Consider the following 20765-nt stretch of genomic DNA (forward strand, 5'->3'; position numbering starts at 1 on the left):
CGATGCCTCCGGCCATTTTTTCATGCGCTGACAACGTCAGGCGGTTTTGCCATGCGGAGCGAGCGCGCCGCGCAGCTTGAGCTCAGCCCTTGAAGTCCCTCCTGATGTCCGGATAAGTGCTTGGACCGACAGGCATGCGCGCCGCCAGGCTGCCATCATCGAACAGGACAAGGCTGGCCGCGCCAACCAGACCGGCGTGGCGGCCGAGCTGCGCCTCGACAACCGGCACGTCACGGTAGGCGCGCATGGCACGCTGCCGGATGGTCGCCTCGATCACAGGCGCCATCAGGTCGAGGCCATTGGCGATGCCGCCGCCGACAACCAGCACGTCGGGCGAATAGAGATGCAAGAGGTTGGTGAAGCCGATGCCCAGCCAGCGGGCCTCTTCCTCCAGCAGGGCCACAGCGAGATCGTCCTCCAGCCGCGCCGCCTCGACGACGTGGCGGCCGGTCACCTCGGCGTTGGCCGAGAGGCGGCGCAGCGTCGAGCCATCGAACGCCGATGTCGCGGCATTCGCGCGGCGGCCAAGCGCGGTTCCCGAGGCAATGGCCTCGAAGCAGCCGACGACACCGCAGACGCAGCGTTCGCCCTCATTGGTGATGGTCATGTGGCCGATCTCGGCGGCAAGGCCACGGCGGCCGTGCAGGATGCGCCCGTCGACCACGACGCCGCCACCGATGCCGGTCGACACCGTGACGAAGACCAGCGAGCGTGCGCCGTGGCCGGCACCGAAGCGCCATTCGCCAAGTGCCGCCGCGTTGGCGTCGTTCTCCAGCCGCACCGGCAGGCCGAGCCGGCGCTCGAGGATGTCGGCCAGCGGCACGTCCTGCCAGCCGGCGAGCGTCGGCGGTCCGACCGCGATACCGGCCAGCGGATCGAGCGGCCCCGGCGCGCCGACGCCGACACCGACGACGGTAATCGCAGGCGCCTCGGCGTGAACGGTCGCGGCCAGCGCCTCGATCTGCCCGATCACCACATCGGGACCGGCCTGCGCCTGCGTCGGCACGGCCGAGAAGGCCAGGATCTTGCCGTCACGGTCGACCAGCGCGGCACGAAGCTCGGTGCCGCCAAGATCGATCGCGAGGGCGGCTTCGGTGGTCATGCCGCAACCTTCAGCCCATGCAGCCAGCCGATGCGGCCGGCCAGATCCTTGTCACCAAAGGCGAGCGAACCCAGGACCACGGTCTCGGCGCCCGCGGCGCGCAACATGGGCACCGTCTCGTGGCGAATGCCGCCATCGGCGGCAAGAACCACGGCTGCCTCGCGGCCGGCCTCTGCCAGGATGGCACGGGCAGCGCGCAGCCGGTCGCAGGCTTTCTCCGACAGGCCCTGGCCCTTGACGCCGATCGCGGTGCCGAGAAGCGTGACGAAGCCGACCTCGGAGACGAACGGCGTCACCGCCTCGACCGGCGTCTCCAGCCGGAGCACCACGCCGGCTTCGGCGCCGAGTTCACGCGCCAGCCGCACGGCGCGTAATCCCGCCTCGCCGTTTTCGGCGTGGACGCTGATCATGTCGGCGCCGGCCTCGATGAACTGGCGCGTCTGCGCCTCGACGATCCGATCATCGACCATCAGATGGACATGGATGGGTTTCGCCGTCAGCCTGGCGATGCGGGCGACGAGATCGGGAAAGAACAGGAAGGATGGCGCGAAATGACCATCCGCCACATCGACATGGTGAAGGTCGACATAGGGTTCGATCCGCCTGAGATCGCTCTCGATATTGACGAGGTCCGCGGACCACGACGAGAATTCGGCAATCATGCGGTCGCGCGGCAGTGCGGCGATGGCGGCCGGGCCAGAGAGTGGTTTCGAGATCATGATGGGTCCTGGTTGTTGAAATTCATGTCGAGAAAGCCGCCTATGGCGGCACGGATCTCAGCGAAATGGCGGTCCTTGTCGGTCGCCTTTGGTGTCACTTCGGCGAAGATCGCGTTGGGGATGATCTCAGCGAGTTCGCGGGCGGTCGCCAAGGGATGGACGAGATCGAGGCCGCAGCCGATGACGAGCGTCGGGACGGCAAGCGCGCCCGCGGCAGCCCGCGAGACGCCGGGCCCATCGGCTGCGATCGCCTGCATCACCTCGGCAAAGACGGTGGCGTTTTCACGCTCGAAGAAGCCGAGCAGCGAGGCGAGATTATCCGGCGCCCCGCTGCGTAAGCGGGCCGCAGTCGCGGAGGCTGCGAAGGCGTCACGCGCCTCTGCCAATGGAAGCCGATTGATGAGTTCCGCAACTTCGACGTAAGGGCGCATGTTCCGCGGCGCCGCGTCGAAGGTCCAGGCAGGCCGCACCAGCACCAAACCGATGACACGCTCGGGGTGGCGAGAGACCAGGTGCAGCGCGATCGCCGCGCCCATCGAGATGCCGCCGGCGACGAAACGGTCGAGCCCGGCCGCATCGGCGGCAGCCAGCACGTCGTCGGCGAACATTGCTATCGAGAATGGACGCTTGCTGCCGGCGCCGGAGCCACCCTGCGCGCGGCATTCGACGGTCAGCCGGCGGTATGATGGTTGGTCAGGAAAATTCTGTGCCACCTGATTGGCATCGCCGCCGAGACCATGCTGGAAGATAACGGGAAGCCCGCCCTGCCCCGTATCGAAGACGCAAAGCGCGGCATCGTCGCGAAGCATGATCGTCGGCGCCGCACTCATCAAAGCAGCCCGCGCAGGAAGGCAGCGACGCCGGGGGCTTCATCGGCGGACAGCCCGTGGGTGACGAGCGCCCCGTCGAAGCCCACGGCCTTCAGACGCGCGATGAAATCCGGGAAATCGACGATGCCTTGCCCTGCCGTGGCGAAGCGGCCGTCACCATGCCGGTCCTTGGCGTGCGCCATGGCGATGTGGCCCGCCGCCTCATCGATCGCGGCGGCGACGATGGCACGTGCTTCGTCGGGGCTCGCGTGCTCGAACAGGTTCGCCGGATCAAGCACGATCTTGAGGTGCCTGGAGCCCATCTCGACAATCAGCCGCGTCGCATCCTTGGCCGAGGTGACGATGTTGGCCTGCTCCGGCTCGATGCCGAGATCGACACCGGCGGTCTCGGCCAGCGCCAGCGCCTTCGCCATCTCGACGGCCATGTCCGACCAGGCGGCAGGCGTGGCATTGTCCGGGTGATACGCCCATTGATCGGCGGCGTTGCGCGAGCCGGTGCAGAGCGTCACCAGCGGAATGCCGAGGGCGGCCGCCGTCTCGATGACGACAGCTAGACGGCGAAGCCCATCCTCGCGCACGGCTTTGTCGGGATGCGCCATGTTGTAGGTGCCCGAGAGTGCAGCGAGCGAAACGCCTGATGATCGCGCGGCGGCACCAATCGCAGCGACGGCATCCGCAGGCACGGCATCGGGCATCGACGGCAGGCCGGCGCAGGCGAGATTGAACTGCGTCGTCTCATAGCCCGCTTGCCGCACCGCCGTCAGTACGGCGGCCGGCTCGGTGCCGGCAAACGTCTTGGCGAAAATGCCGAGATGCATCAGACCGCACCCGAAACCGAGGCGAGCTCGACCCGTTCGCCCGTTTCCACCGAGCGGGCAATGGCGACCATGGCGCGGATCGAGGCAATGCCGTCGTCGACATTAGCGCCGCGCATCGGTGTGCCGTTGAGCACCGTGTCGGCAAGACCCTCCAGCTGGCGGCGGAAGAAATGGCCGTCGGCGCCAAGCGGTTTTCGCGAGGTCGCGTCCTTCTCATGGAAGATGTCGACCTCGCTGGCCCGGAAGTACCAAGGGTTGAATGTCTTGGCGATGACGGAGCCGTTCTCGCCATAGAGCTGGAACCCTTCGTGCCAGTCCATGCGCACGGCGACGGTGAGGTCGAGATGGCCGAGCGCGCCGCTGGCGAATTCGGTTTCGACGAACCAGCAATAGGCGCCGAAGCGCTCGTTGAGGCGCGCGCGGACGGCCGTGATCTCGCCGCAAAGGAAACGTGCCGTATCGACGAGATGCGAGCCGTGTGCCAGCATGAAATACTGCCTGAGATCAGCCTTGGGATTGCCCGCCGGCTTCTTCGCCAGTTTGCTGGTGACCGGCAGCGGCTGAATGGCGTCGGTGTTGGTGTAGCGATGGGTCGAATCGCAATACCAGGCCTTAAGCGCCAGCACCTCCCCCATCTCGTCGCGGACGAAGTCGCGCACGGCCTCCAGCGCCGGGTCGAAGCGCTTCATGTGCCCGACCTGCAGAACCTTGCCCGAGCGCCTGACCGCCTGCGCCAGCGCCTCGCCTTCCTCCACCGAGGTACCGATCGGCTTTTCGCAGAGAACATGCTTGCCAGCGTCGAGCGCCTTGATCGACATCGGCACGTGATAGGCGTCCGACGTGGCGACGATCACCGCTTCCAGCTCGGGATCGGCGAGCATCGCGTCGTAGTCGGCGTAGATCTTTTGCGGCTCGTAGGTGGCGCCCATGCGGGCGAGCAGATCGGGGGCCGCGTCGCAGATGGCGTAAAGGTCGGCATTCCCGGCCTTCACGCAGGATTGCAGATGCGCGAACTGCGCGATGGGGCCGCAGCCGAGCACACCGACCCTGAGGCGTCTGTCTTGTTTCTTGATCATCGTCTCGTTCTTCAGGCGCCGTAGCCGCGCATTGTCTGTCGGTTGGTCTTGACCGCGCCGGCGGGATCGGCGGCGGCGGTATCGGATTCCTCTTCGAGCACCAGCCAGCCGTTGAAGCGCGGCGCGGTGCCGGCAATCTCGATCACTTGGGCGGTGTCGCAGACGCCCTTGCCGAGCATTGCCCAGGTGCCGTTGGCATCGACGTCCTTCAAATGGATATAGCGGATGCGGTCGCGGTAGGTGCGCAGCGTGTCGGCCATGTCCTTGTGGCCACGCAGGATGTGGCCGCTATCGGGCACCCAGCCGACCAGATCGGGGTCGAGAAGCGCGAAGATCGTGTCGTAGTCGGCGCGATCGAACAGCAGCGTGTTGTGGTGCGAGCTCGGATGCACCGCGACCTCTACGCCGGCCTTGCGTCCAAGTTCGCCGGCCTTGTTGTAGACTTCGGCGGCGATGGCGAACTTGTCGCCGCGCGGACCGTCGGACACGACGGTCGCCGACCCCATCGACACCAGGGCGTTCGGAAGGGCGGCGGCGAAATCGATCCAGCGTTTGGCAGTTTCGAGATCGGCGCCGATCTTCTCCTTCAACGTAAAACCACTGTCCGAGCCGAAGGCGAAGGAGACCAGCGTCAGCCCGGACGCATTCAGCGCGGCGGCGAACTCCGACGGCCGATCCGCGTAGTGGCCGATCATGGTGTCGGTGATCTCGATACCGGCATAGCCACCATCGGCGATCGCCTTCAGCAGATCGTCGGGACCGCCGGTGAACCGGTCTCCCAGCATTTCCCAGGTGAAGGTCTGGCAGCCGACTTTGAGGTCTTTCACGTTCATCCTTTCATTCCTTGATATTCCTGATGCGCCTTGCGTCAGCCGTTCGATGATGTGGCGCTGATACGCGAGGGCCCGCTCCTTCTCCTTGGGAGGGGCATCCTACTTGACCGAGCCTGCGGTCATGCCGGCGAGGAAGTACCTCTGGGCAACGAGGTAGATGAGCAAGAGCGGTAGCGAGCCGAGCACGCTCATCGCCATCATCTGGTTCCATTCGAAGGCGTGCTGCCCCATCAACAGCTGGATACCGATCGGGACGGTGCGCATGGACGTCGACTTCGTCAGCGTCAGCGCAAAGAGAAATTCGTTCCAGCACAACAGGAAGGTGTAGACCGACGTCGCCACGATACCAGGCAGTGAAATCGGGACGATCACCCGCCAAAGCGCCGTCCAACTGGTGCCGCCATCGACAGCCACGGCTTCATCGAGGTCGCGGGGCAAGGTGTTCAGATATCCCGTCATCAGCAGGATCGCGTACGGCAGCGTAAACACCAGGTAGGTCAGGATCAGTGCGACGTAGGTATCGAAGATACCGTATGAGACGACAAGCCCGAAGAAGGGGATCAAAAGTGTGATCGGCGGAATCGTCTGCGTGCTGATGATGATTGTGTTCAGGCTGCCCTTGCCGCGGAAGTTGAAGCGGCTGAACCCGTAGGCAGCCAGCAAGGCGATCAGCACCGTCAGCACGGTCACCGCTCCCGCCACGAAATAGCTGTTGAAGAAGAAGCGCAGTTTCACCGGGTCGCCAAGGATGGCTGCATAGGCTTCCAGGGTGAAGGCCTTTGGCAGGATGGTTGGCGGCAGGGCAAAGATTTCGGTATTCGATTTGAACGAACTGCTCAGCATCCAGTAGATCGGGAATGCCGCGAAAAAGAGCCCCGCTGCAAGCGCTGCATGGAGCGCGACGGTGATCAGCCTGTCTTTCGGCGTATGCCTTTTCCTCATGTGACTACCGAGCCTTTTGATAGCGGATGTAGAACAGCGTCAGGCCGAGAGAGATCAACAAGATGACCACAGCGCTCGCCGAAGCCTGCGACAGGTTGTAGCTCGAAAACGCCAGCTTGTACGTGTAGGTGCTGAGGACCTCGGTCGAGTAGATCGGACCACCGCCCGTCGTTATCCAGATCAACGGGAAGACCTGCATGGTCCAGATGAAGTCGAGCAGCGAGATGCTGATGATGATCGGCATCAGCTGCGGGATCGTGATGAAAATCAGCTTCTGGTAGGCTTTCGCCCCGTCGATATCGGCCGCCTCGTAGAAATCCTTGGGAATGCCCTGCAGGCCCGCGAGCAGGCTGACCATGAAGAGCGGATAGCCCGCCCAGATATTGGCGAAGGTGACGGCGTGCAGCGCGGTCTCGGGCGAGGAAAACCATTCGACCTTGGAACCGATGATGCCGATTTGCATGAGAATGCTGTTCACGACACCGTTCGGCTCAAGCAGGAGGCGCCAGATCACGGCGATGATCACCGCGGTGAACAGCCAGGGCAGTATGTAGAGCACGCGCAGGATATTGCGCAGCGTCGGATTGATGCGGTCGCTGTTCAGCATGAGCGCGAAGACCATGCCGATGGTCATGTGGAAAATGACACTCATGCATGTGAAGTAGAGCGTGTGCCACAGCGAAGCCCAGAACACCGGGTCGTAGAAGATCGCCTGGTAGTGTTTCAGTCCGGCAAAGGATGGGTCGCGACGCAGCACCGCGCTGTTCTGGAACGAGTAGGCAATCACCGTCACCATCGGCAGCAGCATCAGAAGCCCGATTATGAGCAGCGAGGGCGACAGATAGAGGTAGGGTGCGACCGCTCGTTTCAGCTTATGGTGGGAGCGCTTTTGCCGGGTCATGTGCCAACCTTGGGATACGCCTTCAAGAGAAGGTGAGCTTCAAAAACAGGTCCATCTCAAATTGCCGATCCGTTGTTGCCGGGTGGCCTGCCCGAAGTCAGGCCACCCGGTCGAAGCAACTGGGAACGGGCCGATCAGAATTTCGCCATCCAGCCCTTCTGAGCGCTGGCTGCGGCTTGTTCCGGAGACTGTTCGCCTGCCAGCATCTTCTGGGCTTGCACGTCGAACTGGGTCATCAGGTCTTCAGCCACCGGCAGGCCCGTGAACTCATTGGCGAGATAACCGGTCTTGAAGATTTCAAAAGCCTTGCCGAAAGCCTTGTCCGAGGTCACGAAATCGGGCTTGGCGTTGACGTTGCCCGGGAAGGCGTTTGCAAGCGACACGAGCTTGGCGTTCACCTTTTCACTCATCAGATATTGGACGAGTTTCCAGGCCTCTTCCTGATGTTTCGACGCAGCAGAGATGCCGATGCCCCAGGAGGCATAGGGAAGGCCGCGCTTGCCGGTATAGTTTTCCACGACCGGGACCGGGATGAGGTCGAAGTTCAGCTTGGGATTGCGCTTCCGGATGAGGTTCACATGCGCGAGCGAGTCGATCATCATCCCGACGCGGTCGTTGACGAACTCCTCGACCTTTTCCTGCTCGGTCTTGGTGGCGATGCCGGGCGAGATGGTGCCGGCGTCGTTGAGCGATTTGACGAAGGTGAGCATATCCACCACCGGCTTGCCTTCAAGGTCCGGCTTGCCGTTCGCCATCATCGACTGGCCGGAAGCCCAGACCCACGACATCATGTCGTTCTGGACGCCGGACGGCGTTTGCAGCGAAAGGGGCAGCACCCAGCCATACTGGTTCTGGTCGGCGTGCGTCATCTTCTTGGCGGCTTCGAGAAACTCCGCACGGGTCGACGGCAGCTTGGTCACGCCTGCCTTGGCGGCGAGGTCCAAATTCACGAAGACCGGATAGACGAAGGAAGCCACGGGAAACATAACCGCCTTGCCGTCCACCTTGATGATGTCCGCGACTTGGGCTTTGTCGAACTTGCTCGCCTCCATCATCGGGTTCATGTCGGCCAGCGCGCCCTGCGCATTCAGATTGTTCACCCAGGCACCGTCGAGACCGACGACGTCGCTGAGCGTTCCGGTTGCAGCACCAACCGAGATCTGGTCTCGCGTGGTGGCGTAGGGGCCGCTGACCAGCGTCACTTTGATTCCGGGGTTTGCCGCCTCGAACTCATCCATGATTGACCTGAGCGAGCCAGCCGGCAATTCGGGCTCCCACCATTGGGTGAATTCCAGCGTCGTATCCGCCATGGCGCCGGTTGCTCCAAGCAACCATGCGGCCGCGGCTATTTTCAGCATCGCGGGTTTTATGCGAAACATCATTTTCTCCTCCTTCTTTAGGATCGACCGCACAATGCGCCCGATCGTCTGGTTATTAAGAAGTCTCCTTATGCAGGTGCCTCACCCTCACCCGCGTCTGTCGCGTATATTCAGATCGCCAGATGCGTCTCGGGATCGAAGAAATGGAGCTTGGCGTCGTCCAGCGCCAACGTGATTTCCGCGCTGGAGCGGACTGTGCTGACCGGTTCGAATCTCGCCACCGCATTCGACGCCAGGCCGAAATCCTGCACCGCGTCAGGGTCGCCGGAGTCCACCCGGACCGCGTCGATGTTGAGATGGACGATATGTTCGGATCCGAGTTCTTCGATCGAGGTTACCCTTGCCGGTATCGTCTGATACTTGCGGCCGGATTCGAGGCTGCTGTCATAGAGATCCTCCGGTCGTATCCCGAACACGACCTTGCGACCCGCATACGACCTCAAGCCTGGCCTGCGCACGAAGGCTGCATCCTGCAGCCGGATGGCAAAGGCGCCGGACGTCAGTTCGTCGCCCGTCAGGGTCGCCTCGAAAAGGTTCATCGAAGGGGATCCGATGAAGCCGGCAACGAAGGCGTTCACCGGCGATTCATAGAGCCTCTTAGGTGTGTCGACCTGCTGCAGCACGCCGCCTTTCAACACCGCGACCCTGTCACCCATCGTCATGGCTTCGGTCTGGTCGTGGGTCACATATATGGTCGTTACGCCGAGCTGCTTTTGCAGACTGGTGATCTCGGCGCGCATCTGGACACGCAGTTTCGCGTCCAGATTGGAAAGGGGTTCGTCCATGAGAAAGGCTGCCGGCTCGCGCACCATGGCGCGGCCCATGGCAACCCTTTGACGCTGTCCGCCTGAAAGGTTCGCGGGTTTGCTGTCCAGCAGAGATGTCAGTTGAAGGGTTTTGGCGATCTCGTCCACGCGCTTCTTGCGCTCGGCTTTCGGCTTGCCTGCCAGCCGCATCGAAAAGGCGATGTTTTCGGACACCGTCATATGCGGGTAGAGGGCGTAGCTCTGGAAGACCATCGCGATGTCGCGATCCTTGGGCGGCATGTCGACGACGTCTATTCCGCCGATCCGAAGGCTGCCGCTGGTGACGTCCTCCAACCCCGCGATCATCCGCAATGCGGTGGATTTGCCACAGCCGGACGGCCCGACGAGAATCAAGAACTCGCCGTCCTCGACCGACAGGTTCAATTGGTCGATTGCGTGAAAATTGTTCCCGTATGTCTTGCAGATATTCTCAAGAACGACTTCTGCCATATTCCTCCCTCCACAAGTCCAAGCCACTGATTTTTATGGTTGCCTTCGGCTTATGTTCACCTGCGAAATCTTTCCTCGTATAGTTCGGGCTATGTTCCGGTATCGAGCCGCGCATAGTTCAGTTCGACCGCCGACGGCGCTTTCGTCGATGCCAGGAGTTCCGTGACCTGGTCGGCGGTCGGAAGCGCTTCGCGCCCGCCCCGCCCCGTTATCGAAAGGGCCGCCGCCGCGGCCGCGAATGCAACCCGGCCCGCGGTGTCGGCCCCCCGCGTCAAGGCAAGGGCATAGGCGCCATGAAAGCAGTCGCCGGCACCGGTCGAGTCGACGACGGCAACCCGGTGCGGAGGCAGGTGCCAGAGCCCTGTCTCGTCGCGTCCGCGATAGAAGACACCCCTGCCGCCATCCGTCAGAACCACGGCGGACCGCGACGGCAACCACAATGCATCGAGTATCTCGGCCGGCGACCGGCGGCCCGTGGCGGTCCGCGCAAAGCCGAGCGGAAGAATGAGATGGTCGCAGAGCCCGATCAGTGTCTCGGTGGCTGAGCCGTGGCTCCACTCGATATCGCCGAGGATCGCAAGGCCGAGATCGCGAGCCCGAGCCACGACATCCAGCGACCCGATCCCGTAGCTATCGACGATCAGGACGCTCGCGCGGCTGAGGACCTCGTCCGGGAAGTCCGGCGCGGTGCCCAGCATCGCTTCGTCGTCATAGGCGATGAACCGCTCCCCGTCCGACCCGACGGTGATCCGCGAGCGCACCGGGCGCGCGTGCGGGTGGCGCGGCGCGAACGCGGTTTCAACGCCGCTTGCAACGAGGTCGCACAACACGGCGTCGTCGGCGGCACTGCCCAGCCAGCCGACGAACCCGGCGGTGCCGCCAAGCCGCGCGACTGCAGCAAGTGCCGTCGCGACATTTCCCCCGAAAGCTCGGGCACTTTGCAGAACCTTCCCCTTGCCCGCCGACAACGGCTGATCGACATAGACGATGTCGTCGATCGCAATAGCTCCGAAGCCGAGGATTGAAGGGACGGTGGGCATTGTTCAGGCACCAGCCTTGGCCAAGGCGTCTTGCGCCGAAAGGCCGTCATGGATGACGCCCCGAAAGGCAATCGCCGCCTTTTCCGGATCGCCATGCCCCCAGAGATTGCGGCCCACAACGGCACCGCGCGCGCCGGCACGGATGGCGTCCGCCGTCTGCTGAAGGGCGCCGAGCAGCGTGTCGGTCTTCGGACCACCGGCGATCACAACCGGCACCGGACAGGTCCGAACGGTCTCTTGAAACGACTCGAAATCGCCCGTGTAACCGATCTTGATCACATCGACGCCGGACTCGTAGCCGATGCGTGCCGCATAGGCGATCTCGTCGGGGGTGAAGACGATTTTTGCCCCGTCGGTGAAATCGCGAGGGTAGATATGCGCCACCACCGGCATGCCGTAGCGGGCCGCCGCATTCACCGAATCGGTCAGCCAGCGTATGTACTTGCCCTCGGTCGCGCCGCGCACCGGAATGGCCACGGCCAACGCATCGGCGCCAGCGCGCACCGCATCCTCGGGCGTTGCAATCAGTTCGCTGATGCGGTCGTCTGGAGTGAAGCAGCCGGCCTGGATCACCAGGGAGGCCTTGCCCGCGTATTGCGGCCACAGATGGCGCGCGGTGCCAGGCTGAATGCTGACATAATCGGGTTTGCCCACCATGACGCGTGCAAGCGCGCCCGGCAGGTCGGCAAGACCTCCTTTGCGCACGTCGCCATAGCCGACAAAGTGGTCGACCGCGCCGCCAAAAAGATTGCCCGATGGATGTGAGAAGAGGCGCGCCAGGCGCACCTTGGTTCCGAGGCTCATGAGTCTAAAACTCTCCAATCGATTGGTTTCAAAATCCCGGATCCAGTGTTTGCGAAAGAAAAGATAAATGCAATCTTTCGAAAGCTTTCGAATTCGCGTATTTTGGTAGAGTGAACCGAGGCCAGCGCGATCGCTTGGCGCATGGAGGCAAGGACAGGGCAATGTTGTCGGAGCAGAGACGCCAGTCGATCCTGGGTGAGGTGCAACGCAGCGGACAGGTTCGCATCAAGGACCTGTCCGACGAATTTGGCGTGTCGGAAGTCACGGTGCGCTCCGACCTCGAGATACTGGACCGCAAGGGACTGCTGACCAAGACCCGCGGAGGGGCGGTGACCCGGACGACGGATTCGACCACGGCCGCGTTCGCCCGGCGGATGCAAACGAACCTCGACGCAAAGAAACGCATCGCCCGGGCAGCGGTAGACCTGTTCGAGGACAACCAATCGGTCATCTTCGACGGCGGCTCGACGTTGATGCAGGTTGCCATGCTGCTACCACCGCTCAGCAATGTCGTGGTCGCGGCCACGGCGATGAATATCGTGCAGCATCTGATGCATCGGCCGGGGCTCGACGTTCACATGATCGGTGGCCGGGTCTATCCAGACACGGTGAGCACGCTGATCACCGATGCCGACACCGCTCTCGGCGGCCTGGTGGCGCATCAAGTCCTTGTTGGAGCGCATGCGATTGACTCGTCACTGGATGTGGTCGACGTGAACGAAGACATGGCGCGAACCAAGCGAAACCTCGTGCGCATGGCCCGGCGCGTTGTGCTGCTTGCGGATTCGAGCAAATGGGGCGTCAGCGGAACCTCCAAGGCATTTTCGCTGTCGAGCGTCGATGTCGTGATCACCGACGATGGTCTGTCCGACCCAATACGCAGCCAGCTCGATAGGACCGGGGCCAAGGTGATCTATGCCTGACCCCCATCGCGCTCCCTGGCCGCGACGTAATATCTGTGCGCGCAAGCCCACGGGATCCGCATCGGCGGCCGGCCGTTTTTTCATGTCTGTCATTTCCTCCTCCTAGGGCTGGCAGCCTCCAGTGTCGCCAGCGTTTTCGCATGTTCTATAAAAATTTTACGCGCGTCAATATTTAAAACGTTGTATAGCGCTTTCGAAAGCTATCCGTTGCCGGCGCGGCGGATCCGGCAGAGCATGAGCTACAGGGGAGGACCGATCTAAAATGCAGGCAAAATCAAGGGAAAAGCTCGGAATCGGTGTCATCGGATGTGGCAACATCTCGATGACCTATTTGCGCAATGCCGCCCTCTTCGGCGGCATCGAGCTGCGCGCCTGCGCCGATATTTCGGCCGACATGGCGGCGTTGCGGGCCAAGGATTATGGCATTCGGGCACTCGGCGTCGATGCGCTGCTGGCCGACCCCGAGATCGATCTCGTCCTCAACCTGACCATTCCCGCCGCACATTTCGACATTTCGTTTTCAGCGCTTTCGGCCGGAAAGCACGTCTTCACCGAAAAGCCGCTGGCGATTTCGGCCAGCGACGGGCGCCGGCTGGTAGCGGAGGCGGCCAAACGCGGCGTGCTGCTCGGCTCGGCCCCTGACACCTTCCTGGGTGCTGCCGGGCGCCGCGCGCGCCGGCTGATGAACGAGGGCGCCATTGGCCGCCCCGTCACCGGCACCGCCTTCATGATGGGGCGCGGCATGGAGCACTGGCACCCCAACCCGCAATTCTACTACCAGCCGGGCGGCGGCCCAGTGTTCGACATGGGACCCTACTACCTGACCATGCTGGTCAACCTGCTCGGTCCGGTGGCGCGTGTCATGGCGATGACAACGCGGGGCCAGGAGGAAAGGCTGATCACCGCCGAGGGACCGTTCAAGAACACGACGTTCAAGGTCAGTACGCCGACCAATGTGCTGTCGCTGCTCGAATTCCGCTCGGGCGCCACCGTCACCTTCGGTGCCTCGTGGGACGTCTTCAAGCACTCCAACCATCCGATCGAATTGCACGGCACGGAAGGCTCGCTGCGCCTGCCCGATCCCGACACGTTCGGTGGCACCGTCTCCTTGTCCGAACACGGCGCCGAGTGGAAGGATTACGCCAGCGAAGGCGAGCTCTACGGCGCCCGCAACTGGCCTTACGCCGCGCCCGACCGCGCCAATTACCGCATGCTGGGCGTCGCCGATCTGGTGCGCTCGCTCACGACTGGTGCGACACCCCGCGCGTCCGGCAATCTGGCGCTGCATGTGCTGGAGATCATGGAGGCGATCCTGCAGTCGGGCGAAACGAAAAGCTCGGTTTCCATTGCCGGCGATGTCGCCCAGCCGGCGCTGCTGACCGAGGACGAAGCAAGCAGCTTGCTCGCCTAGACTCGGATCACCGTTTCACCGAACGATGATCTGTTGTTCTGACGCAATTCCGGACGGAAAACCGTTTCACACTTTTCCTGGAATGCTTCACGGAGATAACGATGACGCTCGACCCCGATGCCTTGCGCGCCCTCGAAATCGGCCGTGCGGCCGGCAGCGAACCGTTCGAGCATGGCAGCGTGGCGGCGGCGCGAGCAGCCTACAACGCTTCGTTCCCGGCGCAGCAGGGCGAGCACGAGCCAGTCGCATCAACCGCGCAGCTGACGGCCGACGGACCGAACGGCACGGTCACGATCCGCATCCACCGCGGCATCGGCGCGCCACTGACCGCAGCGCGCGCCGTGCTCTATCTGCATGGCGGCGGCTGGGTCATCGGCAATCTGGATTCTCATGACGAGATCTGCCGCTGGTTGGCCAATCTGGGCAATGCCATCGTGGTCTGCCCCGATTACCGGCTGGCGCCGGAACACAAGTTTCCGGCCGGGCTCGACGATTGCGCGGCAACGCTCCGCTTCATGGCGCAGAATGCCGGGGAACTCGGCATCGACCCAGCCCGCATCACTGTGGCCGGAGACAGCGCCGGCGGCAACCTCGCCGCTGTTCTGGCTTTGCTTTCCCGCGACGGACTGGCGCCGCCGCTTGCCGCCCAGATCCTGATCTACCCCAACACCGATGCCCGCCAGACGGCGGACAGCTACCGGCGTTTCGGCAACGGTTTCGGGCTGACCGCCGCCACCATGGCCTGGTTCCGCGACCACTATGTGCGAACGCCCGACGACATCGTGGACTGGCGGGTTTCGCCGCTGCTCGCGTCAAGCCTTGCCGGCGCGGCACCGGCGTTTGTCGCCGTCGCCGGCCACGACATCCTTGCCGATGAAGGCACAGCCTATGCCGAACGCTTGCGGGCCGACGGCGTGCCGCTGGTCTTGCGGCAGTGGCCGGGGCAGATCCATGGCTTCGTCTCGATGGGGCGCCACATCAAAGCCGCGCGGCAAGCGGTGAGCGAGGCGGCGGCCTGGCTGCAGTTGCAGACGCCCGATCAGGCCGATTGACGCATCACCAAGGTCGCGCCGAGCTTGACGTTGCGTGCCAGGCCTTGTCCGGGCGGATCGGCCTCGTCCAGCAGGGCAAGCAAGATCTCGACGCTGCGGCCGGCCATGGTGGCGAAATCCTGCGCCATGGTGGTCAGCGCCGGACAGGTGTAGCGGCTCAGCGGATGGTCGTCATGGGCGGCGACACGGAAGTCGCAATCGGGTCGGCGACCGATCTTCAGCCCGCGCGAAAAGGCGGCCGCCATGACGCCGAAGGCGAGGCGGTCATTGGCGCAGAGTAGCGTGCGGGCCGGCAGGCCGCCATTCTCGAGCGTCTTGTCCATCCATTCATGGCCAATGCGCTCGAAATCCCAGCTGTAGTCGGCCGCCGCCTTGAGCACGATCGGCTCCAGACGAGTGGCTCGCATCGTATCGATATAGCTCTGCAGGCGCTCGCGAGAATTGTGATTGACGTGCGGGATGTCGACATAAACAGGCGGTTCGCCGGACCGGCAGAGATAGTCGACGATGGTCGAGGTGCTCTGATGATTGTCGTTGCCGACGAACGGCGTGTCGCCCTCGATATAGGTGTCGAAATAGACGATCGGGATGTCCTCGCTCATCCGCTCGAAGACGCCGGGTTCGGAGACCGATCCGAGGGGAGCGACGATGGCGCCGGCGACCTTCAGCGACATCAGCGTCCTGACCGATTCCGCCTCCAGTTTCGGCGAACCGTGCGAGGAGATGACGATCGGCCAGAAACCCTCGTCGCGGCAGCGCAGTTCGATGCGGCTGACCATTTCGGCATAGAATGGATCGGTGAGCGCCGGCACGATGATGCCGACATTGCGGGTGCGCTTGCGATTGAGATTGCGCGCGAAAACATTGGGCTGGTAGTCCGACGACCGCAATGCCGCCTCGATGCGCGTCCGCGTCGCCGGCTTCACGCTCGCCGGATCGTCGAAATATTTCGACAGGGTCGGCCGTGACACGCCGGACGCCCTGGCGAAATCATCCATCGTGCGGTGGGTCTTCTCCGCCATCGATATTCCAGGCCCCCTCGTCCTTGCTCGCCAGTCCTTTTTCGGTCTGGCCAGAATCAGTCTTGCGACCGTTGCCGTGAGACAGCATTGCTTGACCGAATTTATCAGTCAAATTTTCGCGTTTGCAGTACAACGCAAAAGAATCGCGCGCGTCAAATTATTTATTGACGCTCTAAAATTGGCAACCTAGGTTTTGAACGCGCATGGCAATAGGGATGGCATCCGGCAACCCGCCACGGGCGAATGGGGAGGATATGAAGAAACTGGTTTGCGCCGGCGAGATCCTGGTCGAGATCATGGCCGAGCGGATCGGCCAGAGCTTCCTTGCCCCCGGCCCGCTCGTCGGCCCGTTTCCATCCGGCGCGCCGGCGATCTTCATCGACCAGGCGGCGCGGCTCGGCCAGCCGGCAGGTCTGATCGCCGCAGTCGGCGATGACGATTTCGGCCATTTGAACATCGAGCGCCTGCGCGCCGACGGCGCCGATATCTCGGCCATCAAGGTGCATCGGGGTGCGGCGACCGGAACCGCCTTCGTCACCTACGAGGCGGACGGCAGCCGGCATTTCGTCTACAACATCAAACAAAGTGCCGCCGGCCTGATCGAGATCGGCGCCGAGGCGCGCGCGCTGCTGGCCGGCGCCGATCATATTCACGTCATGGGCACCTCGCTGTTCTCGCCCGAAGTGATCGAGGTGGCGCGCAACGGGATCGAGGCCGTCAAGGCGCGCGGCGGCACGGTCTCCTTCGATCCCAACATCCGCAAGGAGATGCTCGATCTGCCAGGCATGCGCGACGCCTTGCACTTCGTGCTCTCGAAGACCGACGTTTTCCTGCCGAGCGGGCCGGAACTGTTCATCTTCGCCAAGGCGACCGACGAGGAAGGCGCGGTGCGCGAGATGCTGGGATGCGGCATTTCCACCGTGGTGGTCAAGAAAGGCGCTGACGGCGCCGTTCACTACGACCGGACCGGTCGCACCGCGTCGCCCGGCTTCGCCGTCGATGAAATCGATCCGACCGGCGCCGGCGACTGTTTTGCCGCCGCCTTCGTCTCCTTCTGGCTGCGTGGAGCGACACCTGAAAAAGCGCTCAGCATCGCCAGTGGCTGCGGCGCGCTGGCGGTGACGAAGAAGGGACCGATGGAGGGCATCGCCTCGCTTGCCGCCGTCGAAGCGTTCATCAAGACCGCCAAGACCGGTGCGCCGGCATGAGCCGGGCGACGGACAGGCTGGCGGCGATCGCGGCGCGTCGCGCGGCCGGTGAACGCTGCGGCATTGCCTCGGTCTGCTCGGCCCACCCGCTGATCATCGAGGCGGCGCTGCGTCATGGCAAGGCGCGCGGCGCCGACGTGCTGATCGAGGCCACCTGCAACCAGGTGAGCCACGAGGGCGGCTATACCGGCATGACGCCAGGGGATTTCCGCCGCTTCGTCGAGGCGATCGCCGGCAAGGCCGGCTTTGCCCTGGACAGGCTAGTGCTCGGCGGCGACCATCTCGGTCCCAATCCGTGGAAACACCTGCCGGCAGCCGAAGCCATGGCGAAAGCGTCGCGCATGGTCGGTGCCTATGCCGAGGCCGGCTTCACCAAGCTCCATTTGGACACCAGCATGGGCTGCGCCGGCGAAGGCGCCGCACCGCCAGACGCGACGATTGCCGCGCGTGCTGCCGAACTGGCCGAAGTGGCGGAAGCCGCCACGGAACGAACTGAAGGCGCCAAGCCAGTCTATGTCATCGGCACGGAGGTGCCGGTGCCGGGCGGCGCTCTTGAGGCGATGGACCATCTGGCGGTGACGACACCGGAGGCGGCACGCGAGACGGTGCGCATCCACCGCGATGCTTTCGCCCAGCGCGGCCTCGACCGGGCTTTTTCGCGGGCGATCGGCGTCGTCGTGCAACCTGGTGTCGAATTCGGCAATGCCGACGTTATCGCCTATCAACCGGAGCGCGCGCGGGCGCTGGCCGGCACGTTGCGAGACCTGCCGCAATTCGTCTTCGAGGCCCATTCGACCGACTACCAGCCGATGGCGGCACTGAGCGCGCTGGTCGATGACGGCTTCGCCATCCTCAAGGTCGGGCCGTGGCTGACCTTCGCGCTGCGCGAGGCGCTCTATGGCCTGAGCCACATCGCCGACATTCTCGCTCCCGACGCCTCGCGGGAAAGCCTGCCGGCGGCGATGGAGCGCGTCATGTTGGCGGCGCCCGGCAACTGGAAGAATTACTATCACGGCACCGAGGCCGAGCAGCGGATCGAACGGCATTTCTCCTACAGCGATCGCATCCGCTATTACTGGCCGGCACCGGGCGCCCAACAGGCCGTGGGCGCGCTGATGCAGGCGCTTGGCGACCGCGACATCCCCTCTCCCCTCATCAGCCAGTATCTTGGTCGTCTCGGTGGTGCCGTGGCGAATGGATCCGTCGCGCCGAAAGCGAGGGAATTGCTGATCGCTGGCGTGACGGAGGTTCTCGACATCTACGCCAGCGCGACCGGCTGACCAGCCGATCAGATTACGGCAGCAGAACCAGCGCGCCGGTGGTGCGGCGGGATTCCAGATCGCGATGCGCATCGGCGGCGTCGGCAAGGGTGTAGCGGGTCGGCGCCTCGACCCTGACCACGCCTTGCCGAAGCGCCTGGAAGAACCTGGCGACGTGCGGCGCGAGCTTTTCCGGCGTGTCGGTGTAATGCGCGTAGTTGGGCCGCGACAGGGTGAGCGATTTGGAGGCGAAGCGGCCGATATCCCAATTGCCGACCGGCCCCGAAGCCTGGCCAAAGCTGACGAGATGGCCGCGCACGGCAAGGGCCGCGAGCGAGCCGCCGAATGTGTCATTGCCGACCGCATCATAGGCGACATCGGCGCCCCTGCCCCCTGTCAGTCGCATGACGGCCTCGGTGAAATTCTCACGGGAATAGACGACGACATGGTGCGCGCCAAGACGCTCGACGATCCGCGCCTTGTCATCGCTGGACACCGTGGCGATCACCGTCGCGCCGAGATGGCGCGCCCATTGCACCAGCAATTGGCCGATGCCACCGGCCGCTGCATGGATGAGGACGATGTCGCCCGGCTGCACGGCGTGGACATCATGCAGCAGGAAACTGGCGCTGACACCCTTGAGCAGGCCGGCGGCGGCGATCTCGTCCGGGATATCGTCGGAGAGATGAACCAGCAGTTCGGGCCTCATGTTGCGCCGCTCACTGTAAGCGCCAACCGGCGGACAGGCATAGGCAACGCGGTCGCCGGCGGAGAAACCCGACACCGCCGAGCCAACTGCTTCGACGATGCCGGCGGCCTCCATGCCCGGCACGCCGGGCGGCTGCAGAAGGTCGAAAAAGCCGGTGCGGCAATAGACATCGATGAAATTGACGCCGATCACCGTGTGACGGATCCGCACCTCGTTCGGCGCGGGTTGTGGCAGGCTGATTTCCCGCAGCTGCAATTCTTCCGGGCCGCCATAGCGCTCGACAACCATCGCACGGGTCGTTGCGGCCTGGCCCGATGTGACCATTGGGGCGGCACGCGGCATCTCCACGGATGGTGGCGGCGCGACCCGAAGCGTCCTTGTCTCGACCGGCGAGCCTGTGTTTGCGCGCCGCAGAAGATTGCGCACCGCCGCGAAGCCGGCCTGATAGATGCCTTCGGTGACCAGCTTGACCAGTTCGTCGCGGCGATGCGCCGGCGGGTGGAATTCGGAATTCCATTCCCAGAAGGTGGCATTGCCGTCGGTCACCGGCTTCAGCCGCAGCGAGGCGACGTAACCCATCAGCGGCAGCGGCGCTTCGAGCAGGCAATAGCTCAGCCGCCGGTCCTTGTCGGACAGCGCCAGCAATTGCTCGCGCAGCTCGCCGCCGTCGTTCAGCCTGAAGTGGCGCACGGAGCCGACCGCATCGACCGGCTCGCCGCCCTCGATCTCGCTGAAGGCGATCGCCGGATGCCAGCGGTCATGGCCGTTGAAATCGCGCAGGATCGCCCAGATCTCGTCGACCGGCGCATCGATGATCGTGCTCTGGCGGACCTGGACCATCGGCCGGCGTCAGCGCCCGAACCGGTGCTTCAGCGCGGTCAAGCCGGCCTGGAACACGCCATTGCCGATCTGCTGCATCAGGGCTGCCTCGCGGTCCGGCGCGCAGTCGAACTCCGCCTGCCATTCGGCGAGCGTCAAATTGCCGTCGGTGATCGGCGTCAGCGACAGCGTGGCGACATAGTTCTCCACCGCCATCGGACTTTCCAGGATCGCGTAGCTGCAGGACAGATCGTAGTCGGACAGCGCCAGCAGTCTTTCGCGGATGCGCCCGCCGTCCTTCAACGTGAAACTTCTGATGCAGCCGATCTGGTCGGGCTGCGCGTTCTGTTCGATGCGGCTCTCGGCAACGAACGGCGCCCAGCTTGGCAGTGCATTGAAGTTGCGGACGAGCTTCCAGACTTCCGCCGCCGGTGCGGGAATGACAGAGGAGACATAGACCTTGGTCATGCTTGGGGGCCGGCCATGGGCATGGCAGTCCGCGTATGCATTGTCTCGCGCCGCGCCAGATCGACCCCCACTCCGTCGAGCTTTGCTCGACACCTCTCCCCCGATCGACGGGGGAGAGGAAGGGTGCGAACCGTCCACGGCGGGCTCCCTTCCTCTCTCTCCGGAGGGGGGAGAGGTGGCGCTGCGAAGCAGCG

Annotated in this window: 20 protein-coding genes; 5 read left to right on the forward strand and 15 right to left on the reverse strand. The window is 63.9% G+C overall.

Annotation, left to right across the window (positions count from 1 at the left end; translation table 11 throughout):
- Nucleotides 1–82: 82 nt before the first annotated feature.
- The 12 genes from X741_RS158110 to X741_RS158055 all read right to left on the reverse strand — a co-directional run bounded on the left by X741_RS158110 (nucleotide 83) and on the right by X741_RS158055 (nucleotide 11700).
- Nucleotides 83–1102: an ROK family protein gene (locus X741_RS158110; protein ID WP_023777044.1), complete on the reverse strand. Its 1020-nt coding sequence runs from the start codon at nucleotides 1100–1102 to the stop codon at nucleotides 83–85.
- On the reverse strand, nucleotides 1099–1821 hold the full coding sequence (locus tag X741_RS158105; protein WP_023777045.1) for a ribulose-phosphate 3-epimerase: 723 nt from the start codon (nucleotides 1819–1821) through the stop codon (nucleotides 1099–1101). Before X741_RS158105 ends, X741_RS158110 begins: the two co-directional genes overlap by 4 nt.
- The gene (locus tag X741_RS158100) at nucleotides 1818–2651 is read right to left on the reverse strand and encodes an alpha/beta hydrolase (protein ID WP_023777046.1); all 834 of its coding nucleotides are present in this window, start codon (nucleotides 2649–2651) and stop codon (nucleotides 1818–1820) included. Before X741_RS158100 ends, X741_RS158105 begins: the two co-directional genes overlap by 4 nt.
- The gene (locus X741_RS158095; protein ID WP_023777047.1) at nucleotides 2651–3469 is read right to left on the reverse strand and encodes a sugar phosphate isomerase/epimerase; all 819 of its coding nucleotides are present in this window, start codon (nucleotides 3467–3469) and stop codon (nucleotides 2651–2653) included. The genes X741_RS158100 and X741_RS158095 overlap by 1 nt, the downstream gene beginning before the upstream one ends.
- Entirely contained in the window at nucleotides 3469–4545 is a 1077-nt protein-coding gene (locus X741_RS158090) for a Gfo/Idh/MocA family oxidoreductase (protein WP_023777048.1), read from the reverse strand. The genes X741_RS158095 and X741_RS158090 overlap by 1 nt, the downstream gene beginning before the upstream one ends.
- An 11-nt stretch (nucleotides 4546–4556) precedes the next feature.
- A complete protein-coding gene (locus X741_RS158085; protein WP_023777049.1) occupies nucleotides 4557–5378 on the reverse strand; it encodes a sugar phosphate isomerase/epimerase in 822 nt (273 codons plus the stop codon).
- Nucleotides 5379–5477: 99 nt separating this feature from the next.
- Entirely contained in the window at nucleotides 5478–6320 is an 843-nt protein-coding gene (locus tag X741_RS158080; RefSeq protein WP_013896870.1) for a carbohydrate ABC transporter permease, read from the reverse strand.
- Between the two features lie 4 nt (nucleotides 6321–6324).
- Nucleotides 6325–7221, reverse strand: a complete 897-nt coding sequence (locus X741_RS158075; RefSeq protein WP_023777050.1) for a sugar ABC transporter permease — start codon at nucleotides 7219–7221, stop codon at nucleotides 6325–6327.
- A 134-nt stretch (nucleotides 7222–7355) separates the two neighbouring features.
- A complete protein-coding gene (locus tag X741_RS158070; protein ID WP_023777051.1) occupies nucleotides 7356–8603 on the reverse strand; it encodes a sugar ABC transporter substrate-binding protein in 1248 nt (415 codons plus the stop codon).
- Nucleotides 8604–8710: 107 nt separating this feature from the next.
- Complete coding sequence (locus tag X741_RS158065; RefSeq protein ID WP_023777052.1) at nucleotides 8711–9856, reverse strand: ABC transporter ATP-binding protein; 1146 nt, start codon at nucleotides 9854–9856, stop codon at nucleotides 8711–8713.
- An 89-nt stretch (nucleotides 9857–9945) separates the two neighbouring features.
- Nucleotides 9946–10896, reverse strand: coding sequence for a PfkB family carbohydrate kinase (locus X741_RS158060; protein WP_023777053.1), 951 nt, complete (start codon nucleotides 10894–10896; stop codon nucleotides 9946–9948).
- Between the two features lie 3 nt (nucleotides 10897–10899).
- Nucleotides 10900–11700 (reverse strand): class I fructose-bisphosphate aldolase, encoded by an 801-nt coding sequence (locus X741_RS158055; RefSeq protein WP_023777054.1) that lies wholly within the window; start codon nucleotides 11698–11700, stop codon nucleotides 10900–10902.
- 161 nt (nucleotides 11701–11861) lie between these two features.
- On the opposite strand from X741_RS158055, the gene X741_RS158050 reads away from it, so the two are divergent.
- The 3 genes from X741_RS158050 (at nucleotide 11862) to X741_RS158040 (ending at nucleotide 15086) form a co-directional block, all read left to right on the forward strand.
- Nucleotides 11862–12623: a DeoR/GlpR family DNA-binding transcription regulator gene (locus X741_RS158050; RefSeq protein ID WP_023764767.1), complete on the forward strand. Its 762-nt coding sequence runs from the start codon at nucleotides 11862–11864 to the stop codon at nucleotides 12621–12623.
- Nucleotides 12624–12885: 262 nt separating this feature from the next.
- A complete protein-coding gene (locus X741_RS158045) occupies nucleotides 12886–14034 on the forward strand; it encodes a Gfo/Idh/MocA family oxidoreductase (RefSeq protein ID WP_023777055.1) in 1149 nt (382 codons plus the stop codon).
- A 101-nt stretch (nucleotides 14035–14135) separates the two neighbouring features.
- Nucleotides 14136–15086, forward strand: a complete 951-nt coding sequence (locus tag X741_RS158040; protein WP_023777056.1) for an alpha/beta hydrolase — start codon at nucleotides 14136–14138, stop codon at nucleotides 15084–15086.
- Here the strand turns inward: X741_RS158040 and X741_RS158035 are convergent.
- Entirely contained in the window at nucleotides 15074–16108 is a 1035-nt protein-coding gene (locus tag X741_RS158035; protein WP_023777057.1) for a LacI family DNA-binding transcriptional regulator, read from the reverse strand. The genes X741_RS158040 and X741_RS158035 overlap by 13 nt on opposite strands.
- 254 nt (nucleotides 16109–16362) lie before the next feature.
- On the opposite strand from X741_RS158035, the gene X741_RS158030 reads away from it, so the two are divergent.
- Together X741_RS158030 and X741_RS158025 are read left to right on the forward strand one after the other, a co-directional pair.
- Nucleotides 16363–17316: a sugar kinase gene (locus X741_RS158030; protein WP_023777058.1), complete on the forward strand. Its 954-nt coding sequence runs from the start codon at nucleotides 16363–16365 to the stop codon at nucleotides 17314–17316.
- Nucleotides 17313–18596 (forward strand): D-tagatose-bisphosphate aldolase, class II, non-catalytic subunit, encoded by a 1284-nt coding sequence (locus tag X741_RS158025; protein WP_023777059.1) that lies wholly within the window; start codon nucleotides 17313–17315, stop codon nucleotides 18594–18596. The genes X741_RS158030 and X741_RS158025 overlap by 4 nt, the downstream gene beginning before the upstream one ends.
- Before the next feature lie 13 nt (nucleotides 18597–18609).
- Here the strand turns inward: X741_RS158025 and X741_RS0134345 are convergent, their stop codons facing one another.
- Both X741_RS0134345 and X741_RS158020 read right to left on the reverse strand, forming a co-directional pair.
- Nucleotides 18610–20124 carry a zinc-binding dehydrogenase gene (locus tag X741_RS0134345; protein ID WP_023777060.1) on the reverse strand — a complete coding sequence of 505 codons (1515 nt, stop codon included), beginning with the start codon at nucleotides 20122–20124 and terminating at the stop codon, nucleotides 18610–18612.
- 9 nt (nucleotides 20125–20133) lie between these two features.
- Nucleotides 20134–20571 (reverse strand): SRPBCC family protein, encoded by a 438-nt coding sequence (locus X741_RS158020; protein WP_023777061.1) that lies wholly within the window; start codon nucleotides 20569–20571, stop codon nucleotides 20134–20136.
- Nucleotides 20572–20765 lie beyond the last annotated feature (194 nt).

Origin of the sequence: Mesorhizobium sp. LNHC221B00, assembly GCF_000502935.1 — a bacterium.
In the GTDB taxonomy this organism is placed as follows: domain Bacteria; phylum Pseudomonadota; class Alphaproteobacteria; order Rhizobiales; family Rhizobiaceae; genus Mesorhizobium; species Mesorhizobium opportunistum.